This is a genomic window from Nonomuraea sp. NPDC049725, from assembly GCF_040674795.1.
Taxonomy (GTDB): Bacteria; Actinomycetota; Actinomycetes; order Streptosporangiales; family Streptosporangiaceae; genus Nonomuraea; species Nonomuraea ceibae.
On record NZ_JBFANJ010000012.1, the window covers coordinates 180,369 to 198,451 of the forward strand.

Annotated in this window: 15 protein-coding genes; 14 read left to right on the forward strand and 1 reads right to left on the reverse strand. The window is 72.0% G+C overall.

What is annotated here, in order from left to right; all coding sequences use genetic code 11:
• Positions 1 to 14 precede the first annotated feature (14 nt).
• From AB0J53_RS29860 to AB0J53_RS29925, 14 genes are all read left to right on the forward strand, one after another.
• Entirely contained in the window at positions 15 to 860 is an 846-nt protein-coding gene (locus tag AB0J53_RS29860; protein ID WP_219503903.1) for a sirohydrochlorin chelatase, read from the forward strand.
• A gap of 14 nt (positions 861 to 874) precedes the next feature.
• Complete coding sequence (gene cobT, locus AB0J53_RS29865) at positions 875 to 2,014, forward strand: nicotinate-nucleotide--dimethylbenzimidazole phosphoribosyltransferase (protein ID WP_364178644.1); 1,140 nt, start codon at positions 875 to 877, stop codon at positions 2,012 to 2,014.
• A 36-nt stretch (positions 2,015 to 2,050) separates the two neighbouring features.
• The gene (locus tag AB0J53_RS29870; protein ID WP_364178647.1) at positions 2,051 to 2,488 is read left to right on the forward strand and encodes an arginase family protein; all 438 of its coding nucleotides are present in this window, start codon (positions 2,051 to 2,053) and stop codon (positions 2,486 to 2,488) included.
• Positions 2,380 to 3,063 carry an agmatinase family protein gene (locus AB0J53_RS29875; protein ID WP_364178650.1) on the forward strand — a complete coding sequence of 228 codons (684 nt, stop codon included), beginning with the start codon at positions 2,380 to 2,382 and terminating at the stop codon, positions 3,061 to 3,063. The genes AB0J53_RS29870 and AB0J53_RS29875 overlap by 109 nt, the downstream gene beginning before the upstream one ends.
• Positions 3,064 to 3,146: 83 nt before the next feature.
• Entirely contained in the window at positions 3,147 to 4,379 is a 1,233-nt protein-coding gene (cobA, locus tag AB0J53_RS29880) for a uroporphyrinogen-III C-methyltransferase (protein WP_364178653.1), read from the forward strand.
• Positions 4,380 to 4,402: 23 nt separating this feature from the next.
• Positions 4,403 to 6,811: a GTPase gene (locus AB0J53_RS29885; protein WP_364178656.1), complete on the forward strand. Its 2,409-nt coding sequence runs from the start codon at positions 4,403 to 4,405 to the stop codon at positions 6,809 to 6,811.
• Complete coding sequence (locus AB0J53_RS29890; RefSeq protein ID WP_364178659.1) at positions 6,808 to 8,430, forward strand: GTP-binding protein; 1,623 nt, start codon at positions 6,808 to 6,810, stop codon at positions 8,428 to 8,430. The genes AB0J53_RS29885 and AB0J53_RS29890 overlap by 4 nt, the downstream gene beginning before the upstream one ends.
• 345 nt (positions 8,431 to 8,775) lie before the next feature.
• The gene (locus AB0J53_RS29895) at positions 8,776 to 9,375 is read left to right on the forward strand and encodes a single-stranded DNA-binding protein (protein WP_219503930.1); all 600 of its coding nucleotides are present in this window, start codon (positions 8,776 to 8,778) and stop codon (positions 9,373 to 9,375) included.
• A gap of 750 nt (positions 9,376 to 10,125) precedes the next feature.
• A complete protein-coding gene (locus AB0J53_RS29900) occupies positions 10,126 to 11,415 on the forward strand; it encodes a GGDEF domain-containing protein (RefSeq protein WP_219503935.1) in 1,290 nt (429 codons plus the stop codon).
• Positions 11,416 to 12,080: 665 nt separating this feature from the next.
• Positions 12,081 to 13,745 (forward strand): energy-dependent translational throttle protein EttA, encoded by a 1,665-nt coding sequence (gene ettA / locus AB0J53_RS29905; RefSeq protein WP_219503938.1) that lies wholly within the window; start codon positions 12,081 to 12,083, stop codon positions 13,743 to 13,745.
• Between the two features lie 171 nt (positions 13,746 to 13,916).
• Positions 13,917 to 14,429 (forward strand): VOC family protein, encoded by a 513-nt coding sequence (locus AB0J53_RS29910; protein WP_219503955.1) that lies wholly within the window; start codon positions 13,917 to 13,919, stop codon positions 14,427 to 14,429.
• Positions 14,430 to 14,821: 392 nt separating this feature from the next.
• Positions 14,822 to 15,229, forward strand: coding sequence for an OB-fold domain-containing protein (locus AB0J53_RS29915; protein WP_364178665.1), 408 nt, complete (start codon positions 14,822 to 14,824; stop codon positions 15,227 to 15,229).
• On the forward strand, positions 15,226 to 16,362 hold the full coding sequence (locus AB0J53_RS29920) for a thiolase (protein ID WP_364178668.1): 1,137 nt from the start codon (positions 15,226 to 15,228) through the stop codon (positions 16,360 to 16,362). The genes AB0J53_RS29915 and AB0J53_RS29920 overlap by 4 nt, the downstream gene beginning before the upstream one ends.
• Before the next feature lie 72 nt (positions 16,363 to 16,434).
• Complete coding sequence (locus AB0J53_RS29925) at positions 16,435 to 16,890, forward strand: hypothetical protein (RefSeq protein ID WP_364178671.1); 456 nt, start codon at positions 16,435 to 16,437, stop codon at positions 16,888 to 16,890.
• A gap of 18 nt (positions 16,891 to 16,908) precedes the next feature.
• Here the strand turns inward: AB0J53_RS29925 and AB0J53_RS29930 are convergent, their stop codons facing one another.
• Positions 16,909 to 18,063: an acyl-CoA dehydrogenase family protein gene (locus AB0J53_RS29930; RefSeq protein ID WP_219503961.1), complete on the reverse strand. Its 1,155-nt coding sequence runs from the start codon at positions 18,061 to 18,063 to the stop codon at positions 16,909 to 16,911.
• Between the last annotated feature and the right edge of the window lie 20 nt (positions 18,064 to 18,083).

Here is an 18,083-nt window from a genome sequence, read left to right on the forward strand (position 1 = left end):
CGGAGCACCTTCCCATGAAGCCCCCGCTCCTGCTCATCGGGCAGGGATCGAACGACGACGCCGACTCCGCGGAGTTCGGCCGGTTCGTCCACCGGCTCCGTTGCCGGCTCGACCAGACGGCCGCCGACGTCTCGGGCGGCTACCTGGAGCGTGCCACGCCCCGCCTCAGCGAGTCCGTCGCCTCCCTCGTCGCCCGCGGCCACCACCGGCTCGTCGCCATGCCGCTCAGCCTCAACCGGCTGAGCGAGGAGCTGCCCGCCGCCCTGGAGCAGGAGCAGCGCCGCCACCCCACGCTCATGTACGACTACGGCAGGCCGCTCGGCCCCGACCCCCGCGTGCTCTCCCTGCTCGCCGAACGGCTCAACGACGCCGCCACCGACATCCCCCGGCTGCGCCCGCTGGAGCTCGTCGGCGCCCGGCCCCGCCTCCGCGCCGTCGACACGCCCCCCGCCGACGGCCTCCAGACGCACGTCGAGCCCGGCGAGACCGCCGTCGTCCTGGTCGGCGAAGGCGCCACCGACCCCGTCGCCAACGCCGAGGTCCACCGGGTGTCGCGGCTGTTCTGGGAGACGCACGCCTACGACTTCATGACCGTCGAGACCGCGTTCGTGTCGCTCACCCCGCCCGGCGTCCCCGGCGGCCTGGAGCGCTGCCGCCGCCTCGGCGCCAAGCGCGTCATCGTCGTGCCCTACCTGCTGTTCGCCGGGGCCACGCTGGAGCGCGTCTGGGCGCAGGCCCTCGCCTACGGAGCCGGGCACCCCGAGCTCGACATCCGCTGCGCCGAGGTGATCGGCGACTGCGAGACCCTCGCCGACGTCGTCATCGACCGCTACGAGGAAGCACTCCAGCTCGTCCCGTGACCGGAGGTAGTGCAGTGCCCGCCGACACCGAGCCCGGCCAGTCGCCCCTCTCCGGGGTCCTCGCCGCCATCCGCCCCGCCGACCCCGCCGTCCTCGCCGACGCCCGCGCCCACCAGGACCGCCTCACCAAGCCCCGCGGCTCGCTCGGCGCCTTGGAGGACGTCGCCGTACGCCTCGCCGGCGCGGCAGGCGTCACCCCGCCGCCCATGCCCGAGCCCGCCGCCCTGGCCATCTTCGCCGCCGACCACGGCGTCCACGCCCAGGGCGTCAGCCCGTGGCCGCAGGAGGTCACGGTCCAGATGGTGGCCAACTTCCTGGCCGGCGGCGCCGTCGCCAACGCCTTCGCCGCCCAGGCCGGCGCCACCGTCACCGTCGTGGACGTCGGCGTCGCCGCCGACCTCCCGGACGATCCCCGCCTGGTCAGGCGCAAGGTCGCGTACGGCACGGCCGACCTGTCGCAGGGGCCCGCGATGACCGTTGACCAGGCCGTCCAGGCGCTGGAGACCGGCATCGCCGTCGCCCGCGACCTCGTCGCCCGGGGCGCCCGCTGCCTCATCACCGGCGACATGGGGATCGCCAACACCACGGCCTCGGCCGCCCTCATCTCCGCCTTCACCGGCCGCGACCCGGCCGACGTCACGGGGCGCGGCACCGGCATCACCGATGAGACCCACGCCCTCAAGGTCCGCACCGTCCGCCAGGCCCTCCACGCCAACGCCGTCCCCGTCGCGGGTGCGCGGCTTCCCGGAGAGGGCATGGAGGCGGTCGAGCCGGTCGAGGCGGTCGAGGCGTTGCGGGTGCTCGCCGCCGTCGGCGGGTTCGAGCATGCCGCGATCGCCGGGTTCATCCTGGGCGGCGCGGCCCTGCGGGTCCCGGTGATCCTCGACGGCGTGATCGCCGGCGCCGCCGCCCTGGCCGCCGCCGCGCTCGACCCCGCCGCGACCGACCACTGCGTGGCGGGCCACCGCTCGGCCGAGCCCGGCCATTCGGCCGCCCTCGACCATCTGGGCCTGCGCCCCCTCGTGGACTTGGAGCTCCGCCTGGGCGAGGGCACCGGCGGCCTGCTGGCCCACCCGCTCGTGTGCGCCGCCGTACGGGTGATGCACGACGTGGCCACCTTCGACGCGGCGGGAGTGACCGAAAAGCCCGTGTGATGATGGGGACACGGCAACGACCACGTGAGGTGACCAGTGTCCCGATACGGCCCGATGTTCGGTCCCGACATCACGTTCCTCGGCGTCGAGCGATGCGACGTCGGCGATCCCGCCACGTACGCGGACGCCGACGTGGTGATCATCGGAGCGCCGTTCGACGGCGGCACCTCCAACCGTCCGGGTGCCAGGTTCGGCCCGATGGCGCTGCGCCAGGCCTGCTACCTGCCGCACGACGGCTCCCGCCCGAGCCTGGCCCTGCGCGTCGACGCGCTGCGCGACCTGCGCGTGCTCGACGCCGGGGACGTGGAGTGCTACTCGGGGGACGTGGAGGTTCGCTGGCCGCGATCGAGGACGCGGTGCACCGGGTGGCGTCCTCGGGCGCGATCCCGCTGGTGCTGGGCGGCGACCACACGGTGGCGCTGCCGGACGCGCGCGGCACCGCGCGGGCCCACGCCCCCGGCCGCACCTCGATGATCCACTTCGACGCGCACGCCGACACGGGCAACATCTCGTTCGGCCACCTGTACGGTCACGGGCAGCCGATGCGCCGCCTCATCGAGTCCGGGGCGATCCGCGGTGACCGGTTCCTCCAGATCGGCCTGCGCGGCTACTGGCCCGATCCGGAGACGCTGAGCTGGATGGCCGAGCAGAACATGCGCTCGTACGAGATGACCGAGATCGTGGCGCGCGGCCTGGAGACGTGCCTGACGGAGGCGTTCGGCATCGCGCTCGACGAGTGCGACCGGATCTTCCTGTCGGTCGACATCGACGTGTGCGACCCCGGGCACGCGCCCGGCACCGGCACCCCCGAGCCGGGCGGGCTGACCGCCAGGGAGCTGCTCGACGCCGTCCGCCGGATCTGTTACGAGCTGCCCGTGGCCGGGATGGAGGTGGTCGAGGTCGCCCCGCCGTACGATCACGCCGACGTGACCGCGTTCCTCGGGAACAGGGTTATCCTTGAGGCGCTCTCCGCGATGGCCAGACGCCGTAAGGACGACGAAGGCGGGCCGCGCTGGGACCCTCGGCAGCCCCTTCTCGACGGGCGTTGACCCATGCGAAACGAATGACGCGATGAGACCCGGTAGGTTTACGTCCTAGCACACCAACCTTCGCGAACGGGAGATTCCCGACAATGGGTCCCTACCTCCTCGGCCTGCGGCTTTCCGGCCGCCGGGTCCTCGTCGTGGGCGGCGGGCGCGTCGCTCAGCGGCGGGTGCCGGCGCTGCTCGCGGCGGGTGCGGAGGTGACCGTGGTCTCGCCGAGCGTCACCCCCGCTCTCGACGATCTCATCGCCGCCGGCCGCATCACCTGGCACGCCCGCCCGTACGAGGTGGGCGACTGCGACGGCGCCTGGCTCGTGCAGGCCTGCACCGACGACCGGTCGGCCAACACGGCCGTGGCCGCCGAGGCCGAGGCCAAGCGGATCTGGTGCGTGCGCGCCGACGACAAGGACGCCTCCGCCGCCTGGACCCCCGCCTCCGGCCGGGTCGACGAGGTCAGCGTGGCCATCACCGCCGGCGGCGACCCGCGCCGGGCGGCCGGCATCCGCGACGCCGTCGTGGACGCGCTGCGCGATGGCACCGTCGACGCCCGCCGCAACCGCACCAAGCCCGTCGGCGTCGCCCTGGTCGGCGGCGGCCCCGGCGATCCCGGCCTCATCACCGTGCGCGGCCGCCAGCTCCTGGCGCAGGCCGACGTCGTGATCGCCGACCGGCTCGCGCCCCGCGCGCTGCTCGACGAGCTGGCCCCCGACGTCGAGCTCGTCGACGCCGCCAAGGTCCCCTATGGCCGCTCCCTGTCCCAGGACACGATCAACGAGCTGCTCGTCGACCGGGCCAGGGCGGGCAAGTTCGTGGTCAGGCTCAAAGGCGGTGACCCGTTCGTGTTCGGGCGCGGCGGCGAGGAGATGATCGCCTGCGCCCGGGCCGGCATCCCGGTGACGGTCGTGCCCGGCATCACCAGCCCCGTCGCCGTCCCCGCCGCCGCGGGCGTCCCGGTGACCCACCGAGGCGTGAGTCAGGAGTTCCACGTCATATCGGTGCACGTCGCCCCGGACGACCCCCGATCCACCGTCGACTGGCCCGGCCTGGCGCGCTCCCGTGGCACCCTGGTGCTCATGATGGCCGTCGAACGGCTCGCCAAGGTGGCCGAAACGCTCGTGCGAGACGGACGTCCGCCGGAGACTCCCGTAATGGTGGTGCAGGACGGTACCCTTCCGACCCAGCGGGCGGTAAGCGCCTCGCTTTCCACCGTGGCCGACCGCGTGTCCGCGGCTGGGATACGGCCACCGGCGATCGTCGTCGTCGGCGACGTCGTAAAGGTCGGCCAGGAGGTCGAGATGGTTCGAGCGGAGCGCTTGCCGTGAACACGGCCATGGATGACGGGCGCATGGATGACGGGCGCGAGGAGTCGCCGGGGGAGCAGACCCTGACCTTCCGCGCCATCACTGACGTGCCCCCGTCCGACACCGCCCCGGCGGTCCCCGACGCCCCCGGCCCCACGCGGCCCTCCCCTCCGCCCGCGGCGGAGGCCGACGCAGGCGACCAGGACGAGGCGCCCACATCGGTGTGGGACGTCCCCGTACGCCGCCCGCCCGCCGCGCCGACCTCCGTATGGGAACGCCCGTCCCGCCCCGCCCCTGCCGCCCCGCCCGCCTCCCCTGAGAGGGACGAGGATCTCTTCACGGAGACCGCCGCCGCCTCCTCCGACGACGAGGACCTTCCCGACAGCGCGGACGCTCCCGCCGAGAGCGACCACGCCCCTGAGGACGCCACGGCTGCCCTCGCCGACGAGGACGACTCCGACGAGGACGCCGACAGCGCGTGGCTGTGGGGCGACGACGAGAGCGACGACGCCCCCGACGCCGCCCCGTCCGACGAGACCCCGTCCGATGAGGCGCCGTTCGACGAGATCCCGTCCGACGCCGTCCCATCCGATGAGGACGATGCCCCGTCCGACGAGGCGGACGTGGCTGGTGACCTCGCCGGAGCCGACGCCGACGCCGACGACGGCGCTTCCGACGTCGCCGAGGACGCCTCCGACGAGGACAAAGCTGCAGCCGCCGAGGACACCCCCGATGAGACCGAGGCCGAGACCGCTTCCGCCCTGGCTGACGATGACGCCGGGGCGGAGGACGTACCCGGTGAAGCCGAAGAGGACCTGCCGCCCGAGACCGTCGAGGCGTTGACGGCCGCGCTCGGGGCGCTGCGGGAGAGCGTGGCCGGGCTGAGGTTCGGGCTCGACCTGCCGGGCGCCGAGGAGGCGCGGCAGGCGCGGGCCGACCTGCAGGCACAGCTCGAGGACTACGTGCTGCCGAGGGTGCGCACCCGGACGGCGCCGGCGCTGATCGTGATCGCGGGCTCGACCGGCGCGGGCAAGTCCACGCTGGTCAACTCGCTGGCGGAGAAGAACGTCTCCCGCACCGGGGTGCGGCGGCCGACCACCGGCGTGCCGGTCCTCGTGTGTCATCCGGACGACCGCAGGTGGTTCACCGAGGGTGAGCTGCTGGGCGGGCTGCGGCGGCTCGACAAGCCGGAGCCCGGCGCGGGCATGCGCAGCGTCGTCGTGGTCGCCACGGAGAAACTGCCGCAGGGCGTCGCGCTGCTCGACACGCCGGACATCGACTCGGTGGTCGAGGAGCACCACGAGATCGCGCACCGCATGCTCGACGCGGCCGACCTGTGGATCTTCGTCACCACCGCCGCCCGCTACGCCGACGCCCCCGCGTGGAACCTGCTGCGCCTGGCCAAGGAGCGCGGCGCCCGGCTGGCGATCGTGCTGTCCAGGGTGCAGCCGAGGGCGCGCGAGGTGGTGCTCAAGCATTTCGTCCGGATGCTCACCGAATACGGCCTGGGGGAGATCGACCGGTTCGTCATCGAGGAGTCGGCGGTCACCGACGGCAGGCTGCCCGACAGCGAGATGACCGATCTGCGGCTCTGGCTCGCCGAGCTGTCCGTCGACGACAAGCGTCGCGCGCAGGCCGTGCGCAAGACGCTCAACGGGGTGCTCGACAGTTTCCGCACCCGGGTTCCGGCGCTGGCCAAGCAGCTTGAGCTGCAGGTGGCGTTCCGCGGCGAGCTGCGCGGCGACGTCGAGGCGGCCTACATGAGCGCCCTGACGGAGATCGACAAGGCGTTCCGCAGCAGCATGATCATTCAGGGCGAGGTGCTGGCCCGCTGGCAGGACTTCGCCGGCTCGGGTGACCTGATGCGCTCGCTCCAGCTGCGTAAGCGCCCCCGTTCCTCGCAGGCGCCGGAGCGGATCACCGCGTTCCGTGGGGCGCTGAAGGCGGGGCTGGAGTCGGTGATCGTGGCCGCGGCCGGCCGCGCGGCCGAGGAGGTCGCGGGCCGCTGGCGGCACCGCGCCGAGGTGGGCGCCACGCTCTCCGAGGGGCTGGAGCGGCCGTCCGACGAGCTCGTACGGCATGCGGGCCGGGCCGTCGCGTCCTGGCAGGAGCATGTGATCGAGCTGGTCCGCACCGAGGGCGTGGCCAAGCGGTCGGTGTCCAAGCTGGTGTCGTTCGACGCCGACTCGCTGTCGCTGATCTTCATGGTGGCGATGTTCAGCGGCGGACGCACCGAAGGGGTGCCGCACCGGCTGGTCAAGGCGCTGCTCGGGGCCGAGTCGCTGCGCGGCATCGGCGCCAAGGCGCTCAGCGACCTGAGAGCCAGGATCGGCATGCTGTTCGACGAGGAGTCCATGCGTTACGTGCAGGCGCTCGACTCGGCGGGGATCCCCGACGAGTCCGCCGCCACCCACCTCTACCAGGCGACGTACAACCTCGAGGTCGCACGATGACCACCGTCACGACCAGGCCGGGGCTCGCGCCGCGGCTGTCCGCCCTCACCAAGGTCGTCGAGCTCGGCCCCGGCCGGCTGGACGACAAGCTGGTGTCCGAGGCCCAGAACCTGCTGCTGCGGGCCGGCGACCGGCTCAAGCTGTCGTCGGAGCACACCGTGGTCGCCCTCGCGGGCGGCACCGGCAGCGGCAAGTCCTCGCTGTTCAACGCCGTGTCCGGGCTGGAGCTGTCGCCCACCGGCGTGCGCCGGCCCACCACCGCCCACACTCACGCCTGTGTGTGGGGGCTGGAGGGGGCGGCGCCGCTGCTCGACTGGCTGCAGATCGAGTGGCGGCACCGGTTCGCCAGGGCGAGCGCGCTCGACAAGGGCGAGAGCCAGCTGCACGGCCTGATCCTGCTCGACCTGCCCGACCACGACTCGATCCGGGCGCTCACCGACACCGAGGCCGACCGGCTCATCGGCCTGGCCGACCTGGTGGTGTGGGTGCTCGACCCGCAGAAGTACGCCGACGCCTCCACCCACCGCCGCTACGTCACCGAGCTGGCCGGGCACGACGCGGTCACCGTGTTCGCGCTCAACCAGGCCGACCGGCTGTCCGCCGAGGAGCTGGCCGAGCTGGTCATCGACCTCAACGACCTGCTCCGCCGCGAGGGCGTCGAGCATCCGAGCGTGGTGCCCACCTCGGCGGTCAGCGGGCGCGGCATCGAGAGCCTCAAGAGCGTCATCGCCGGGGCCGTGTCCCGCCGCCGCGCCGCCATCCAGAAGCTGGAGGCCGACCTGCACCGGCTGGAGCAGCGGCTCACCCGCAGCATGCCGGTGGGCGAGGCCCTGAACGTGCCGGCGTCCGTCGACGAGGCCCGCCGCATGGGCCTCACCGACGCGCTCTGCGACGCCGTCGGCGTCCCCGCCGTGGGCGAGGCCATGGAGAACGTGTACGCCGAACGCTCCGGCCGCTGGGTCGGCTGGCCGTACCCGCGCTGGCTGGACCGCTTCCGCCCCGACCCGGTCAAGCGCCTGCGGCTGCAGGATGTGGGCGACGAGATCCGCGGCATCACCACGGGCTCGGTCAGCGCGCAGTCGGCCGAGGTGGCCAACGCCGTGCAGGCGCTGGCCGACGGCCTGACGGTCGGGATGCACCCGGTGTGGCGCAGCGCCGTGCACCGGGCGGCCCGCTCGCAGCTCGGCATGCTGCCGCGCACGCTCACCGAGGACCTCACTCAGGTCGCGCCCCGGCTCGACAGGGTGCCGGGATGGTGGCGGGCGCTCAAGGTGTGGCAGTACGCCCTGGTGGCGGCGTTCGGCGTCGGGCTGGTGTGGCTCGGGTTCGGGCTGCTGCTGCCCGAGCGGCTGCCGGCGTCGCTGCAACTGCTGGGCGACACGTCGGCGCTGCCGTGGGTGGCGCTGATGATGGCCTCGGTGCTGGGGCTGGGCATTCTGTCCGGCATCGCGTCACGTAACTTCGTGGAGCTCGGCGCGTCCCGTGAGCGGGAGCGGCTGGAGCGGGAGATGCGCCGTCGGGTGGCGGCGATCGCCGAGAAGGCGGTGGTCGAGCCGGTGGAGCGTGAGCTGGGCCGGCACCACGCGTTCTACCAGGCGATGCGCGGCCTGGCAGGCTGACGCCCGCTCCGCGCGGACGACGCGGCCCCGGCCGCTCGGCCCGGCTCGTTCCGCCTGGTCTTGCCCGCCCCGTACTCGCCCGTCCGCGATCCCTCGTCTGTGCGGTCGCCCGCCCGTGCTCGCTCGTCCGGGGCGTTCGCCCGCGTCGCCTTTCTGCGCCGTTCGCCCGTGTCGCCCCTCTGCGCTGTTGGCCCGCGTCTCCCGCCTGTGCCGGTCGTCCACAGGGCGGGTCGCGCTCCGGCGGCGTCATCCACAGAACGCGGTTCGCCCGCCTGCCGGAGGTCCCCGGCGCGGCACTGTGTTCCCAGGTCGCGGGCGTCCGGCCCGCTGCATGGGAGGCACGGAATGAACGACATCTACATCACGCTAACCGGCAACGTCGCGGCAGAGCCCAGGCAGCACACCTTCGACGACGGCGTCAAGGTGACCTCACTGCGGGTGCTCACCTCTCACCGCTACTTCGACCGGAAGACGGGCCAGTGGATGGACGGGGAGAGGGTCTGCTTCGCGATCCGCTGCTGGCGGACGCTGGCCGACAACGTCGCGCGTTCGGTCCGCGTCGGGCAGCCCGTGGTGGTCTCCGGCAAGCTGCGCATCCGGGAGTTCGGGCCAGAGGGGGATCGCCGGTTCATGCCGGAGGTGGAGGCCAGCGCCGTGGGTCACGACCTGCGCTGGGGCACCGGCACTTTCGTCAAGCCGGAGCGGGGCGGCGCCGCGTCGTCGGTGAGCCCCGAGGTGCGTGAGCGGCTCGACGAGGAGATCCAGGACTGGGCGATGGGCGCCACCCGCACGGGCTCCCGCCGGGGCGCTTTGGACTCGATCCCCGACCCGGCCGCCGACTTCCAGCCACCGGAGGGCGCCACCGTGCGCATCCTCGGCGCGGACGACAACGAGACCGAGAGCGAGGACGCCGAGTGGCCGGTTGAGGAGCGCGCCGCAGCCTGACCCCGGTTCAGGCTTCGAGGCGCGTTTCCGCCTGGGCGTCGAGGCCGGCGGCCCGGCGCTTCGCTGGGCCGGGCCGTCGCGCCTGCCAGTTGCCCGTTCCCTCGTTGCTGCCCAGCTCTCGGGGAACTCGCGCCCGCCGCAAGGGGAGGTGAAGTCGGTACGGCATGCGAGGGGTTCGGCTTGGGCCCACACGCTGAGGCCGACGCGGGACGACGCCGCCACGTCCGGGACGGGAACGCGCTGTGGCCGTCATGTCCGTGATGGTGACGGGTTGGTGGCCGTCGCGTACGGGATGGTGACCGTCACGTACAGGGTCACGCTCACCTGTTGGCCGGGGTCGGTGTCTGTTGCGGGGCTCGGCGGATCGTACGCGGCGCCAGTTCTGACAGCCCACTGGCCGTACGTGATCAGTGACCGACATGGACGAGGCTGGATGGGGCGGCGTGCGGGGCTGAGCGGTGCTGGGCCTGAAAGGGGTGGTCGGGCGGAGGGGGGATCGGCCGACGGTGCTCAGGCACCGGGGGAGCGGCCGATGGGTGCTGCCCGAAAGCTGGCCAGGGCATCTATCAGGTCCAGGTTACGCCCCGCACGATGAGTGCTCCTTTCCGAACGGTTGCTCGCGGATTGAGCAATGTCCCGTAACTAACCACATCACGTATGTGGTCGCTCCGCCCAACGTATCGTTTCCCTTCGCACATCGCACACTCCGCAATTATTGTGTTACACATCGTTAGTCAGGGAGGAGACGAGATGGCGGCGACCAGTCACACCTCGACGAAGCCTCGCGGCGGTGTGTCGAGTCTGGTCGGCCGATGGCCGCTGCTGGGCCAGGGGCGGCTGCTCGTCGCCTACGTCAGCGCCATCGTCCTGCTCGACCTCGCGGCGATCGTGTTCTTCGCCGCCTCCACCGCGATTCGCTGGCCCGACGTGCTGACGTTCGCCGCGCTGATGAGCTGCGGGGCGGTCTGCATCGAGGCGACCCGGCGGCTCGGCATGCCGGCCGGAGTCTCGCGTGACCTGCTGTCGGCGTGGTGGCTGCCGGTCGCGCTGCTGCTGCCGCCGCTCTACGCGTTGCTGGCGCCGATCGTGTTGCAGGCGTTGCTTCAGTTCCGGGTTCGGGCGACCGTGCTGCACCGGCGAGTGCTGAGCTCGGCGGCGATCGGGCTGGCCGGAGGCGCCGCGTCCCTGACGTACCACCGGCTCGTGCCTGATCCGCTGCTGCTGGCCCAGGGGAGCGGGAGCGCGATCATGCTGGCGGTGGCGGCGGCGCTCGTGTTCGCGCTGCTCAATACCGGGCTGGTGGCCGTGGCCGCGCACACCGCCAATCCCGACTCGCGCTGGCGTGAGGTGCTGTGGGATCGGGAGAGCGCACTGCTCGACGTCGTGGAGCTGTGCCTCGGCGTCATCGTCGCCATCGCGTGCGCGCTCAACCTCGCCCTGCTCGTGCTGGCGCTGCCGCCTGTCGTCCTGCTCCAACGCAGCCTGTTGCACGCCCAGCTCCAGGCGGCCGCGCGTACCGACCCGAAGACGGGGCTGCTCAACGCCGCCGCCTGGCAGCGGGAGGCCGACACCGAGATCGTCCGGGCCCGGCGCACGGGTGAGACGCTGGCGCTGCTCATCGTCGACATCGACCACTTCAAACGGGTCAACGACGCTCATGGGCACCTGGTCGGCGACCAGGTGCTGATCGGTGTGGCGGGCATGTTGCGCAGCCAGCTGCGCGACTACGACGTGGTGGGGCGTTTCGGCGGCGAGGAGTTTGTTGTCCTGCTGCCGCGTGCCGACCTGTTGGAAGCCCGGCAGGTCGCCGAACGCCTCCGCACCCGTATCGGCCGCATGTCCGTTCCGGTGGACGAGGCCCTCATCACGGTCACCATCTCAGTGGGGGTGGCGCTCATGAACGTGCACGGTGACGACCTCATAGACCTGCTGGCCGCCGCCGACCTCGCCCTCTACCGCGCAAAGGAACTGGGCCGGAACCGCGTCTGCATCCCGGCCGCGCCCCCACGCCCCCGCCTACCGGGAGAGACGTCGGCCTGACGGTCAGCGGGCGTGTGGTTGGGAACCGGCCCGCCTGAGTGCGGTGCGGGCCGGGTCGTGGCCGAGACTCGGCGGTTCGGTCGTGGCGCTGGGGTGAACGGCTGCTGGCGCTGAGGATGGTGGCTGCGTTCTGCGGCTGCAGTGACCCTGGCGCTGACCTTGGCGCTGGCGCTGGCGCTGGGGCTGCGGTGGCGAGCGCGAGGTGGCGGGCGCTGGGCGGTGGCTGCGGACGGTGAGCACGGGGTTGGTGTCGACCCGGCTGAGCAGGCCGGGGCGTGTCCACCGACAGGGTGCTGCCTGGGGAGCACCGACCGGCAGGGGTGGGACCGGCAGGGTGCGACCGGCAGGGTGGGACCGGGGTGTACCGACCAAAGGGTGCGACCGGGAGGGCGCTGACCGGCATGGGGCGACCGGAGGCGCGACCGGCGTGCGCCGATGGGGAGGGGCGCGACCGGGGGTGCGCCGACCGGGGTGTGCCGGCGGGGAGGGGTGCGATTGGGGCGCGCCGACCGGGGAGGGTGCGATCGGGGTGTGCCGCCCGGAGAGGGGGCGACCGTGGGGTGTGCCGACCGAGTGGGGGTGACCGGGGTGCTGCTGGGGTGTGGGCGGGGGATGGGGGTGCTGGGCGGCGGAAGTGTGGGGCGGGAGCCCCTAAGCTAGGTGGCATGCCGGAGTACATCTACACGCTGCAGCGCGTGCGCAAGGCGCATGGCGACAAGGTTGTCCTTGACGACGTCACGCTGTCGTTCCTGCCTGGAGCCAAGATCGGTGTCCTGGGGCCGAACGGCACCGGGAAGTCGACGCTGCTCCGGATGATGGCCGGCCTGGAGCAGCCGTCCAACGGTGAGGCCAAGCTGATGCCGGGGTTCACGGTGGGGATGCTCCAGCAGGAGCCGCCGCTGAACGAGGAGAAGACCGTCCTCGGCAACGTGCAGGAAGGCGTCGCGGAGACGGTGGCGATGCTCCAGCGCTACAACGACATCGCGGAGCAGATGGCCACCGACTACAGCGACGAGTTGCTGGAGGAGATGGGCAAGCTGCAGGAGCAGCTTGAGCACCGTAACGCGTGGGATCTCGACAGCCAGCTTGAGCAGGCGATGGACGCGCTGCGCTGTCCGCCGCCGGACGCCGAGGTGACGAAGCTGTCGGGTGGTGAGCGCCGCCGGGTCGCGCTGTGCAAGCTGCTGCTGGAGGCGCCCGACCTGCTGCTGCTCGACGAGCCCACCAACCACCTCGACGCGGAGAGCGTCCAGTGGCTGGAATCGCACCTGGAGAAGTACGCGGGCACCGTGCTGGCCGTCACCCACGACCGCTACTTCCTCGACAACGTCGCCACCTGGATCCTGGAGCTCGACCGGGGCCGCGCCTACGCCTACGAGGGCAACTACTCCACCTACCTGGAGGCCAAGGCCCAGCGGCTCAAGGTCGAGGGTCAGAAGGACGTCAAGCGCAAGAAGCGCCTGGAGGACGAGCTGGAGTGGGTTCGTTCGAACCCGAAGGCCCGCCAGACGAAGAGCAAGGCCCGTCTCCAGCGCTACGAGGAGATGGCGGCCGAGGCGGACAAGCACCGCAAGCTGGACTTCGAGGAGATCCAGATCCCGCCGGGCCCGCGTCTGGGCACCACGGTGATCAAGTCGGACGATCTCACCAAGGGCTTCGGCGACCGGCTGCTCATGGAGGGCCTGACGTTCGACCTGCCGCGTAACGGCATCGTCGGCATCATCGGCCCCAACGGCGTCGGCAAGACGACGCTGTTCCGCATGATCACGGGCAGCGAGACGCCTGACAGCGGGTCGATCGTCGTCGGCGACACCGTCAAGATCTCGTACGCGGACCAGAGCCGGGGTGGCATCGACCCGGCCAAGAACGTGTGGGAGGTCGTCTCCGACGGTCTCGACCACATCAAGGTCGGCAACGTCGAGATGCCGTCGCGCGCCTACATCGCCGCGTTCGGCTTCAAGGGGCCTGACCAGCAGAAGAAGGCCGGCGTCCTGTCGGGCGGCGAGCGCAACCGGCTCAACCTGGCGCTGACCCTCAAGCAGGGCGGCAACGTGCTGCTGCTGGACGAGCCCACCAACGACCTCGACACGGAGACGCTGTCGTCGCTGGAGAACGCGCTGCTGGAGTTCCCGGGCTGCGCGGTCATCACCTCTCACGACCGGTGGTTCCTCGACCGGATCGCGACCCACATCCTGGCGTGGGAGGAGGGGTCCAACTGGTTCTGGTTCGAGGGCAACTTCGCCGACTACGAGAAGAACAAGATCGAGCGCCTCGGCGCCGACGCGGCCCGTCCGCATCGGGTGACGTATCGGAAGCTGCACCGCGACTGATCGGCTGACGGCTGGCATTGCGCCGCACGGCAGGTCCGTAAAGGGCCTGCCGCGCGGCGTTTTCGCGTTCTGCCAGGGGTGGGCCGATCGGCAGGGCGGCAGACCGGTTCGTGCTGGATCACCGGGGCATGACTAGAATGCAGTTCTAGGATTGGCCCGAAGGGAGTCCGCATGGAGCTGGAGCTCGACGGTATCGAGATCGCGTTCGACCACACGGCGGTGGCCGCCCCCCGCATCAGGGACCTGCTGCCCATCTACCGCGACCTGCTGGGCGGCCGGCATCTGGGCGGCGGGGGCGACAACCGGGTGGCCGGTTACCGCACCTTCCAGCTGACCTACGCCAACGGCAGCAAGGTCGAGCTGATGGAACCGCTGGCCGGGTCCACGTTCTTCGACAGCTTCTTCGAGCTCACTCGCGGCCGGGGCGGCGTGCACCACCTGAACTTCCATGTCAGCGACCTCGACGCGGCCGTGGCCCGGCTGACCGAGCGGGGCTACCGGCTGCACGGCCTGAACGTGTCCGACCCGCGCTGGCGGGAGGTGTTCCTGCATCCGAAGGAGGCGCACGGGGTGCTCATCCAGCTCGCCCAGCCGGGGCCGCGCGAGCCGGGCGAGCCCCGGCCGTCGCTGGAGGAGGTGCTGGCAGGCAACGGCAGGAACGGCAACGGCATCCCCAGCCCTTGAGCGCCCCGCCCCACACCTGTCCACGTCCACCCGCCCCGCCCCACGCCCGTCCACCGTCCGCCCCGGCCCACCCATGCCCGGCCATCGTCCGCCCCACCCACCGCCTGCGCCGCCCAGTGCCGCCCCGCTCGTCCGCCCGCCGCCCACGGCGCCCGCCGCCCACGGCGCCCCACCGCGTGCGCCGGGCGGGCGGATGTCAGGCTCTTGAGTCTGAATAGAACGCCCGCCCTGCCCCACCCACCGCCTGTGCCGGGCGGGCGGATGTCAGGCCCTTGGGTCTGAGTAGAACGCCCGCCCCCCGCGTGCGCTGGGTGGGCGGGCGGCAGGCTCTTGAGTCTGAGTAGAACTAAAATCTAGAATAGGGTTCTAAATCCGACGAGATTGGGGACCCCATGAAGGCGGTACCGAAGCCGACTCCGGACACCCAGCCGTTCTGGGACGGCACGGCGGCCGGGGAGCTCAGGATCCAGCGCTGCCAGACCTGCGAACGGCACTACTTTTACCCCCGCCCGAGCTGCCCCCACTGCGGCTCGGGCGCCGTCGAGTGGGTGCGGGCCAGCGGCCGGGCCAGCCTCTACTCCTACGTGATCAACCACCGCCCGGCCCCCGGCTTCGAGGAGGGCGGCCCGTACGCGATCGCGGTGGTGGAGCTGGAGGAGGGGGTGCGGATGATGACCAACATCGTCAACACCGGGATCACCCCCGAGAACCTGCCGCTCGACCTGGACCTGAGGGTCGTCTTCGAGCGGCGCGGCGACGTGCACGTGCCGCTGTTCGAGCCCGCCGGAGGCGCCGCGTGAGCACCGACGGCATCGTCATCGCCGGCGCCGCCGAGACCGACGAGGTCGGGCGGCTGCCGCAGCACTCCACGCTGTCCCTGCATCTGGAGGCGGCCCGCAACGCGCTGGCCGACGCGGGCATGACCAAGGGCGACATCGACGGCATCGCCACCGTCGGCACACCCGGCCCGATCCAGGTGGCGCACGCGCTCGGGATCACGCCGTCGTGGCTGGACGGCACGGGCGTGGGCGGCTCGTCGTTCCTGTTCCACGTACGGCACGCGGCGGCGGCCATCCGGGCGGGCCTGTGCACCACGGTGCTGATCACGCACGGCGAGTCCGGCAGGTCGCGGGTGGGAGCGGGCAGGTTCGGGCTGGGCGCGGACTCGCTGATGGGCCAGTTCGAGCTGCCGTACGGGGTGGTGGGTCCGCCGTCGACGTTCACGCTGACGGCGTTGCGCTACATGAAGGAGACCGGGCTCACCCACGAGCAGCTCGCCGAGGTGGCGGTGGCGCAGCGGCGCTGGGCGCACCTGAACCCGCGGGCGATGTACCGGGACCTGATCACCGTGGACGACGTGCTGGCCTCGCGGCTGGTCGCCTACCCGTTCCACCTGCTGGAGTGCTGCCTGGTGACCGACGGGGGCGGGGCGCTGGTCGTCACGTCGCGGGAGCGGTCGCGGCGTGACCCGGTGCACCTGCTGGGCGCCGGTGAGGCGATGGACGCGCCGATGATCTCCCAGATGGAGGACTTCACCACGTCGAAGGGGTTCCGGCTGTCGGGCGAGGCGGCGTTCGCCGAGGCGGGCATCTCGCACGACGACGTGGACCATCTGATGGTGTACGACGCCTTCGCGCACGTGCCGATCTACGGGCTGGAGGATCTCGGGTTCGTCAAGCGGGGCGAGGCGGGCGCGTTCATCGCGGAGGGGCACACCTCGCCGGGCGGGCGGCTCCCGCTCAACACGAACGGCGGCGGCCTGTCGTACACCCATACCGGGATGTACGGGATGTTCGCCATCCAGGAGGCGGTCAGGCAGTTGCGCGGCGAGGCGGCGGCGCAGGTGCCGGGCGTGGAGGTGAGCGTGGTGCTGGGCAACGGCGGCATGTTCGCCTCGGCGGCGACGCTGGTGCTGGCCAACCGCTTGCCCTGATCCGCTGGCCGGGCATCGATCTTTCGTTCACGATGGGGGCGCGGATCCCCCAACACACGGAAGGTCGATGCCATGCGTGCACGCGCGTGGGCGGTGCTGGTCGCCGCCCTCCTGATGGCCCTGCCCGTGACCACTCCGGCGGCGGCGCAGGCGGTGGTGAGGTTCCACGCCGACTCCGGTGACTCCTGCCCGCACGGGGTCACCGGAGGCGTGCTGGACTGGCTGGAGGGCCCGGTGGTCAAGCCGACCGTGCGCGTCGAGGGCGCCCTGTCCGACACCGGGCCGCTGTCGTGGTGCACCGCGGACGGCCTGTACTCCCGGGCCACGTTCACCGCCTACGACGGCGCCGCCGTGGTCGACACCGAATCGGTGAAGGCCGACGACGGCGAGGTGTCGTTCACCTTCGAGCTGGCCGACCCGGCCGGGGTCGCCGGGATCGACCAGGTGGTGGTGCGCGTGTGCCGCTTCAGCAACACGCCGATCGGGATCAGCTACTGCGGCCCGGCCGCCACGTACCAGATGCCCTGAGGCGAGGGCTCGGCGCCGTCACTCGCCGATGGCGCCGAGCCGGGCGTGGCCCTTGAGCAGGTTGCGGGCGATGGTGCGGCGCTGGATCTCGTCGGTGCCCTCGAAGATGCGCAGCAGCCGCAGCTCCCGGTACCACCGCTCGATCGGCAGCTCCTTGGTGTAGCCCATGCCGCCGTGGATCTGCAGCACCCGGTCGACGACCTGGTTGGCCATCACGGCCCCGTTGAGCTTGGCGATCGAGGAGGCGTGCCGGGCGTCCATGCCCTCCTGCACCCGCCAGGCGGCGTACAGCGTGAGCCACTTGGCCGCCTCGATCTCCACCTGCGAGTCGGCGATCATCCACTGGATCGCCTGATACTCGGAGATCGCCTGCCCCATCGACTTGCGGATCTTGGCGTAGTCCACGGCCATGCCCAGCATGCGCTCGGCCGAGCCGATGGCCCGCGCCGGGATCATGTACCGGCCCTGCCCGATCCACTGCATGGCCAGCTCGAACCCCTTGCCGAGCTCGCCCAGGACGTTCTCCTCCGGCACCCGTACGTCCTCGAACACCAGGGAGGCGGGACCCCATTCGCCCATGGTGGGGATCGGCTCGGACTTCCAGCCCATGTCGCGGTCGACCAGGAAGCACGTCACCCCGTACGGCTCGGCCACGGCGAAGACCATGACGAAGTCGGCCTCGCTGCCGCCGGTGATGAACGTCTTCTCGCCGCTGATCAGCCATTCGGAGCCGTCGCGCACGGCGCGGGTGCGGATGTTGCGGGCGTCGGAGCCGGCGCCGGGTTCGGTGATGGCGAAGCAGGAGCGCCGCTCGCCCTCGATGGTGGGGATGAGGTAGCGCCGTTTCTGCTCCTCGTTGCCCGCGTAGAGGATGTTGTCGGCGCTGCCGCCGAAGCTGAACGGCACGAACGTCCGGCCGAGCTCCATCGCGATGATCGCGGACATGATCGGCCCGAGCGCGGCCCCGCCGTACTCCTCGGGCGTGTTGATGCCCCAGAAGCCCATCCGCTTGGCCTTGAGCCGCAGCTCGCGCAGCACGTCGGCGGGGACCCCCGGCAGGCCGGCGCGTTCGTTGCGCAGCACCTCGGGCTCCAGCGGCATGACCTCCTTCTCGACGAACGCCCGCACGGTGTCCCTGATCTGCCGTTCCTCGGTGCTGAGCGAGAAGTCCACGCCGCCTCCACATTTCTAGA

Bases quoted from the DNA above. Each gene is read 5' to 3' on its own strand.
- AB0J53_RS29860 (WP_219503903.1), top strand. From the start codon at position 15: ATGAAGCCCCCGCTCCTGCTCATCGGGCAGGGATCGAACGACGACGCC.
- cobA (WP_364178653.1), top strand. From the start codon at position 3,147: ATGGGTCCCTACCTCCTCGGCCTGCGGCTTTCCGGCCGCCGGGTCCTC.
- AB0J53_RS29885 (WP_364178656.1), top strand. From the start codon at position 4,403: ATGGATGACGGGCGCGAGGAGTCGCCGGGGGAGCAGACCCTGACCTTC.
- AB0J53_RS29890 (WP_364178659.1), top strand. From the start codon at position 6,808: ATGACCACCGTCACGACCAGGCCGGGGCTCGCGCCGCGGCTGTCCGCC.
- AB0J53_RS29895 (WP_219503930.1), top strand. From the start codon at position 8,776: ATGAACGACATCTACATCACGCTAACCGGCAACGTCGCGGCAGAGCCC.
- AB0J53_RS29900 (WP_219503935.1), top strand. From the start codon at position 10,126: ATGGCGGCGACCAGTCACACCTCGACGAAGCCTCGCGGCGGTGTGTCG.
- ettA (WP_219503938.1), top strand. From the start codon at position 12,081: ATGCCGGAGTACATCTACACGCTGCAGCGCGTGCGCAAGGCGCATGGC.
- AB0J53_RS29910 (WP_219503955.1), top strand. From the start codon at position 13,917: ATGGAGCTGGAGCTCGACGGTATCGAGATCGCGTTCGACCACACGGCG.
- AB0J53_RS29915 (WP_364178665.1), top strand. From the start codon at position 14,822: ATGAAGGCGGTACCGAAGCCGACTCCGGACACCCAGCCGTTCTGGGAC.
- AB0J53_RS29925 (WP_364178671.1), top strand. From the start codon at position 16,435: ATGCGTGCACGCGCGTGGGCGGTGCTGGTCGCCGCCCTCCTGATGGCC.